The 6,727-nt window shown below is 68.6% G+C and carries 2 protein-coding genes; both read left to right on the top strand.

Translation table 11 applies throughout. The annotated features are described in order from the left end of the window. Positions 1–5,593 (top strand): Ig-like domain-containing protein (locus tag ACZYZ3_RS10905; protein ID WP_463963840.1); only part of this gene is annotated, 5,593 nt, incomplete at its 5' end. A gap of 106 nt (positions 5,594–5,699) precedes the next feature. Continuing rightward, the gene (locus ACZYZ3_RS10900) at positions 5,700–6,674 is read left to right on the top strand and encodes an AAA family ATPase (protein WP_463963839.1); all 975 of its coding nucleotides are present in this window, start codon (positions 5,700–5,702) and stop codon (positions 6,672–6,674) included. The last annotated feature ends 53 nt before the right edge of the window (positions 6,675–6,727 follow it).

The following is a 6,727-nucleotide window of genomic DNA, read 5'->3' as shown; positions in this document are numbered from 1 at the left end:
GGCGGTCGGGGCCGATGACCGGATTTACAGTGCGGATCCGAAGTCCGGGCAGGTCACGGTGACGAGTGTGGATGCCGGGGGTGCGGTGACGCATTCAGCGGTGAGTTCGTGGGACGGGCTCAAGGGTGCCGGGGATCTGCAGTTGGCGGTCGTGGGGGACCAGCCGGTGGTGCTGGATGCGGGGCGGGGGAAGTTGTTCCTGCCGGGCGGGCGTGAGTTGGCGTTGGCGGAGGCGCGGGATGCGAAGCTGCAGCTTTCGGGTCCGGCGGCGGATGCGGTGGCGGTCGCGACGCCGAAGGCGCTGCTGCGCCAGCCGCTGGATGGTTCGACGGCGAAGACGGTCACGTTCGGCGGGCAGGGTGTTCCGGCGGCGCCGGTGCAGCTGGCCGGGTGTGTGCATGCGGCGTGGTCGGGGGCGAACAAGTATGTCCGTGAGTGTGTCAATGATGCCGATGACAAGACCGTGGATGTGCCCAAGGCCAGTGCGTCGCCGTCGTATGCGTTCCGGGTGAACCGGGACCTGGTGGTCCTCAATGATGTGAATTCCGGCAATGTCTGGCTGGTCAACCAGAACATGCAGCTCGTCAACAACTGGGACGACGTCGTCCCGCCCAAGAACCAGTCCGATGACCAGGACCAGGAGTCGGCGGACACCAATACCGTCAACGTCCTGCCGGACCGCACCAAACCCAACCGGCCCCCGGAAACCAAGCCCGACGCCGTCGGCGTCCGTCCGGGCCGCACCACTATCCTGTCCGTGCTCGACAACGACTCGGACCCCGACGGCGACGTCCTCACCGCCTCCGTGGGCGACAAAGGCCCGGCGGCCGGCAGCCTCGAAAACATCTATGGCGGCACCGCCTTCCAGATCACCGTCCCGGCCGACGCGAAGCCGGGCACCGAAACCTTTGGCTACAACGCGGCCGACGGCCGCGGCCTCTCCGCCGCCGGCAGCATCACCCTGAACGTCGTCGGCCAGGACGCGAACCTTCCTCCCGTGTTCAAACGCGGCGAGCCCACCACCATCCTGGTGGAGCAGGGCAAAACCCTCAGCCAGAACATCCTCACCGACTGGACCGACCCCGACGGCGACGACCTCGTGCTGATGGACGCCAAGGCCGACAACGACCAGGACCAGGTCAAGGTCCGCCGCGACGGCCTGCTCACCTACCAGGACTCCGGCGCCGCACCGGGCAAGAAATCCGTCACCGTGACCGTCTGGGACGGCCGCGCCACCACCACCGGCAAGGTCGTCGTGAACGTCCAGCCTCCGGGCGCCCTGCAACCCGTGGTCAACGCCGACCACGTCACCGCCGTCGTTGGCCAGGACCTCGTGATCGCCCCGCTCAAGAACGACGTCGACCCCAACGGCGGCGCGCTGCGCCTGGCCCAGGTGGAAGCCGCCGGCACCGCCGAACTTGGTCCCGTGACCGACGGCGGAACCTTCACCTTCCGCAGCGGGACCCCCGGTCCCATCTACCTGACCTATATCGCCAGCAACGGCCCGCAAAGCAGCCAGGGCCTGATCCGCGTGGACGTCGAATCCGGCAAGGACGCCGGCAACCCGGTGGCCGTGCACGACGTCGCCCTCATGCCCGTCGGCGGCAGCGTGCTCCTGGATCCGCTGGCCAACGACTCGGACCCGTCCGGCGGCGTGCTGGTGCTCCAGTCCGTCCAGCTGCCCGAGAACGCGACCGCCTCGGTCAGCGTGATCGACCACAGCGTCCTGCGGATCACCGACATCGTCGGCACCAAGGACCCGTTCACCTTCCGCTACACCATGTCCAACGGCACCAAGTCGGCCACCGGCAGCGTCTCCGTGGTTCCCGTCCCGGCGCCCGCCGTCGTCGAGGCCCCGCAGCCCAAACCGGACGAGGTGAACGTGCGGGTCAACGACGTCGTCACCATCCCCGTGCTGGCCAACGACACCCACCCCCAGGGCGAGAAGCTCAGCGTGGAGGCCGTCCTGCCGCAGCCCGTCCCCGAAACGGACGGGAAGAGCTTCGTCTCCGAAAACACCCTCCGCTTCATCGCCGGCGCGGAGCCCAAGACCGTCCGCGCGATCTACAACGCCGTCGACCCGCAGGGCCAGAAGAGCGCCGCGGCCGTCACCATCCACATCCTGCCGCTGGAGGGCGCGGAAAACTCCCGCCCGCAGCCCAGGAACCTCACCGCCCGTGTGGTGGCTGCCGGGTCCGTGCGGATACCGGTGGAGCTCGACGGGATCGACCCCGACGGCGACTCCGTCCAGCTGACCGGGATCGACAGCACCCCGGCGATGGGCACCGCCACGGTGGGCAGCAACTTCATCGACTTCACGGCAGCCGGCGACGGCGCCGGCACGGACACCTTCCGCTACAAAGTGGTGGACCGGCAGGGCGCCGTCAACACCGGCACCGTGACCGTGGGCATCGCCCCGCGCGGGGACACGAACCAGTTGCCCACTCCGGTGGACGACGAGGTCAAGGTCCGCCCCGGACGGCAGATCGCCGTGGACGCCACCGGCAACGACTCCGACCCCGACGGAGACCAGATCCGGATCATCAGCGACGGCATCGAAGCCGCTCCGGAACTGCAGGCCACCGTCAGCAAGCAGTCCTCCCGCATCATCCTGCTCGCCCCCGGGGCAGAAGGGACCGTCAACGTGCGCTACTCCGTGGCGGACGACCGGGGCGCCACGGCGCAGGCCGCCATCGCCGTCAAGGTGCAGGCAGACGTGCCGCTGCTGGCCCCGATCGCCCGGGACGACCGGGTGACCTCCGCCCAGACGCTCGGCAAGACCGCCGTCGACGTTCCCGTCCTCAAGAACGACGAGGACCCCGACGGCGTCGGCGAGAACCTCAAAATCGCCACCGACGCCAAGACCGCCCGGCCCGGCGCCGAGGGCACCATGAATGTGGAGCTCACCGAACAGCCGCAGCTCATCCCGTACACGGTCGAGGACCTCGACGGCCAGAAATCCACCGCCATCATCTGGGTCCCCGGCGTTGGCCAACAGGTCCCCACCCTGGCCAAGGACGAGGTGATTGAACTCGTCGCCGGGCAGTCCGTCACCGTGGACCTCAAGGAATGGGTCAAGGTCCGTGAAGGACGCTCACCTCGGCTGACCCAGACCGACCGGATCAAACTGATCGGCTCTGACGCTTCGGACGCCGTGGCCGGCAACGGCACCGCCCTGAAATACACCGCCGGCCAGGACTACGTGGGCCCAGGCTCGCTCAGCTTCGAGGTCACCGATGGTTCCGGCCCGGACGACCCCGCCGGACTGAAGTCCACCCTCAGCATCCGCACCAAGGTGCTCCCGGACCCCAACCGGAACAACCCGCCGGTGCTGCTGGGCAGTGCGGTGGAGGTGCCCAAGGCGGACTCCACCACGACCGACCTGGGCAAACTGACCACCGACCCCGATGACGGCGACGTGGACAAGATGACGTACGAACTGGTCGGCGGTGTCCCGGCAGGATTCGACGCGGACATCAACGGGAAGACCCTGAAGACCTCCGCCAAGGACGGCACCGCCGCCGGCGCCACAGGAGCAGTCCAGGTCAAGGCCAAGGACCCCCGCGGGCTCGAGGCCACCGCCACCTACCAGCTGACCGCCACCGCCTCGAACCGGCCCAAACCCGTGGCCAACGACGATCTTGAACCCAACGCCGCCGCCGGCAAACCCGTCACCGTGCGGGTACTCGACAACGATGCCAACCCATTCCCGGAGACGGCACTGAAAATCGTGTCGGCTGTGACCGAGACCGGCCAGGGCTCCGCCGCCGTCGCCGGGGACACCGTCACCGTGACCCCGGCCGACGGGTTCTCGGGGACCATGATCGTGGCCTACACCGTGGCGGACAAGACCGGGGAGTCCTCGCGGAACGCGACGGCGCGGATCCGGCTGACGGTCAAGGACAAGCCGCTGGCGCCGACCACACCGCAGGCTGCGAGCGTGGGGGACGGCACCGCCTTGCTGAACTGGACGGCGCCCGCGGACCGTGGCTCGGCCATCACCAAGTACACGGTCTCCGGCGAGGGCGGCTACAGCCAGGACTGCCCGGCCAACTCCTGCACGCTCACCGGGCTGACCAACAACACCAAGTACCACTTCCAGGTCACGGCCACCAACGCCCTGGGCACCTCCGAGCGGTCCCCGGCATCGGCCGAAGTGCGCCCCGACGTCAAGCCGGACACCCCCGCCGCGCCCACGGTGAAGTTCGGCGACACACAGCTCACGGTGGCCTGGGCGGCCCCCGCGTCCAAAGGCTCGCCGGTCAAGTCCTACGACCTGGAGATCTCCCCGGCACCAGCCGGGCAGAACGCCCAGATCCAGAACCTCACCTCGGTGAACTACGTCTGGAAGGGACTCAAGAACGGAGTGGCCTACAAGGTCCGCGTCCTGGCCCGCAATGACGCCAAGGAGCCCTCCGAATGGAGCGGCTACTCGGCCGCCGAGACCCCTGCCGGTGTGCCCGTCACCCCGGCAGCGCCGAGCGCCAGCGAGGCCGGTTCCGTCGGCAGCCAGACCCAGCTGAAGGTGAACTGGACGGCCCCGAACAACAACGGCGACGCTGTTTCGGCCTACACGCTGACAACCCTGAACGGCGGTGCGCCCGTAGCAACCCAGCAGGTGTCCGGCACCATGCAGAACGTCACCGTGAACAACTCGGAGGCGAACTACACGTTCACGGTGTCCGCCACAAACAAGGCCGGAACCTCCGGGACGAGCGCCCAGTCCGCCGCCGTGCGCGCCGTGGGCAAACCCGCGATGGTGGGCCAGCCGTCGGCGACCCTCGTGGATACCGGCGGCGACGGCGGCAAGATTGACGTCCGCTTCGCCGCCCTCTCCGCAGAGCAGCGCAACGGCTCCAGCGCCGGTGAAATAACGTACAAGTACAAGCTCACGTCCGGCGCCGGCAGCGGGAACATCCCGGCCGGCGGCGGGGTGGTGGCCGCCCCCAACGGGACCGCCACCGCCGTGGTGGTCTGGGCAGTCTCCTCGAGGAGTTCCAGCACCGGCGACGGCAGCCCCGCCTCGGCTTCGGTGAACCCGTACGGACTCGCGTTCGCACCGGCCGTCACCGGAGCCAGCAAGCCCCAGGGCGACAGGTCCGTGTCCTGGACCTGGACCCAGCCCAACGGCAACGGACGTCCCGTCACCGGCTACCAGTACAGCCTCGACGGCGGCGGCTGGGTCGACACCGACCAGCGCTCCTTCTCCGCCGGTGCCGGCTACAGCGAAACCAAGACGCTGCGTGTCCGCGCCATCAGCGCGGGCCAGCCCGGCCGGATCGGCCAGGACAACTCCCGCAGCGGTTCGGAGCCGCCGCCACCGGTTCCGGTGTCCCAGATCCAGGTCGAGGCCAGCACCGTCAGGACGTGTCCAGGCAAACCGAACCAGACCGACACGTACTCGCCCGGTCCGCCGAAGGACTGCGGCGCCGGCTGGGTCGAACGGGCTGAGGGCAAGCTCGCCATCAACTGCACCAAGGACATCTACGGCAACGGCACCCCTTGGTACCGCGTCACCGAAGGCAGCCACCCGGGCTGGTTCGTCAAGTCCACCACCGTGGACCTCACCGGACCCCGCCCCGGCGGCTGCTGATGCGTCCAACTAGACTTACCGCCGGACACAGCAGGATTCCCTGCCGGCGGGCCACCCAGCACTTTCTCCCAGAACAGATTCACCCAGAACAGAAGAGGACCACCCCATGACCATGACCACCGAACAGGCCGAATGGTTTTCCGGCACCTTCGAGACGCTCGTCGCCAACGTAGGCCAGGCCGTCCTGGGCAAGACCCACGTCATCCGGCTGACCTTCACCGCAATGCTCGCCGAGGGGCATGTCCTCTTCGAGGACGCCCCGGGCACCGGCAAGACCATGCTGGCGCGGGCTCTCGCCGCCACCGTCCAGGGTTCGAACAACCGCATCCAGTTCACCCCGGACCTGCTGCCGTCGGACGTCACCGGTGTGACCATCTATGACCAGAAGACGCAGAAGTTCGAGTTCCACAAGGGGCCGATCTTCAACAACATCGTCCTCGCCGATGAAATCAACCGCGCCTCGCCGAAGACCCAGTCGGCGCTGCTTGAGGTCATGGAGGAATCCCGCGTCACGGTGGACGGCACCACGTACGAGGCCGGCCGCCCGTTCATGGTGATGGCGACCCAGAACCCGATCGAGCAGGCCGGCACCTACCGGCTGCCCGAGGCCCAGCTGGACCGGTTCCTGATGAAGACCTCCATTGGCTACCCCGATCACGCCTCCACGGTGCAGCTGCTCGGCGGCGCCAATCTCAAGGACCGCTCCAAGGACATCACCGCCGTCATCACCACCCAGGCGATTGCGGACATGGCGGACCTTGCCGCCACGACGCATGTGGACACCGCAGTGCTCGAATACATCGCCCGGCTGTGCGAGGAGACCCGCAACGCCCCGGAAACCCGCCTCGGCGTCTCCGTCCGTGGCGCCCTCGCCATGGTCCGCGCCGCCAAGGTCTGGGCCGCCAGCCAGGGACGGAACTTTGTGCTGCCGGACGACGTCAAGGACCTGGCCGCCGTCGTCTGGACCCACCGCTTCGTGATGGACCCGGAAGCCGAATTCTCCGGTGCCACCCCCGAGGCCGTGCTGACGCGCGTCCTCGCGGCGGTCGCCGCACCGCAGCAGCGTGCCTCCGTCGTCTAAAAGCGTCGGCTCATAGCACCGGCTAGCAGGCCGGCGGCAGCACCGACTGCCAC

This window comes from Pseudarthrobacter linnaei (genome assembly GCF_055412825.1).
Note: the sequence above shows the minus strand (reverse complement) of the source record. Positions and strands in the feature narration are given on the sequence as shown.